This is a genomic window from Vibrio sp. YT-19(2023), from assembly GCF_033337395.1.
In genome coordinates this window covers 1-927 of the sequence record NZ_JAWOQN010000228.1, presented here as the reverse complement: position 1 = coordinate 927, position 927 = coordinate 1, and the positions used below count along the sequence as shown (strand labels likewise).

General features: G+C 49.0%; 1 pseudogene. It reads left to right on the top strand.

Features of this window, described 5'->3' with window-relative positions:
* A pseudogene (locus R7E78_RS25055) lies at nt 1–927 on the top strand (ribonuclease E); the annotation flags it as partial.

Genomic DNA, 927 nt, shown 5'->3' with positions numbered 1-927 from the left:
AAAACAAGAAGAGAAGAAATCAAACGGCGACAACAAGCGCAACAAACGCGATCGCAACGACCGTCGTCGTAGCAACCAACGCGATAACCGCGAAGGTCGTGAAAACCGTGATAACCGTCGTCGCCGTAAGCCTCGTGAAGAGCAAGCAAATGAGCAAAACGAAGCTCAACAGCCTGCAAACAAACAGCAACCAAACCGTAGCCAGAAGCGTAAGCCAAAACCTCAACAAGCTGAAAAAGCTCAAGAGCCGAAAGCAAACGCGAAAGTAGCGGACAAAGGCTTGCAACTTGCGGCTGAAGCTCGCTCAGAAGTGAAGCCTGAAGAGAATAAAGCGAAAGCAAACGCGAAAACAGAGAAAGTCAAAGAGCGCCGTCAACGTCGCAAACTGAACAAATCTGTTCGTGTTAAAGATCAACTTGCCGATGAGCAAGTAGAAGAAACAGCAGTAAAAGCAATTGAACCTGTTGAGTCTCAAGTAGATCAAGCCGTTGATACAGCAGCAGACGCACAGCAAGACAACAAGCAAGGTGAATCGAAACAACGTCGTAACCGTCGTTCTCCTCGTCACCTACGAGCAAGTGGTCAACGTCGTCGTCGTGGTCGTGATCGTCGTCCTAACCCATTCCGTCCGGGCAAAGGCGGTGTAGCATCTCCTGAGATGGCAATGGGTAAAGTGATGCCACGTTACATTCCAAAACCAGCGCCTAAGAAGGAAGAGCGAGTTCAGGAAGAAGCGGTTGTGGCAATTGCAACTGTACCTGCTATGCAAGGTGGTTTTGCTTGCCCTGAAATGGCAATGGGTAAAGTCATCATCCGTCGTGAGCAACCAGCGGTAGCTGAAGCACCTGTTGTTGAACCTAAAGTTCAAGAAACAGTAGAAGCTAAAGCTGAATCACCGATTGTTGAAGCTGTAGCGCCTGAAAAGGC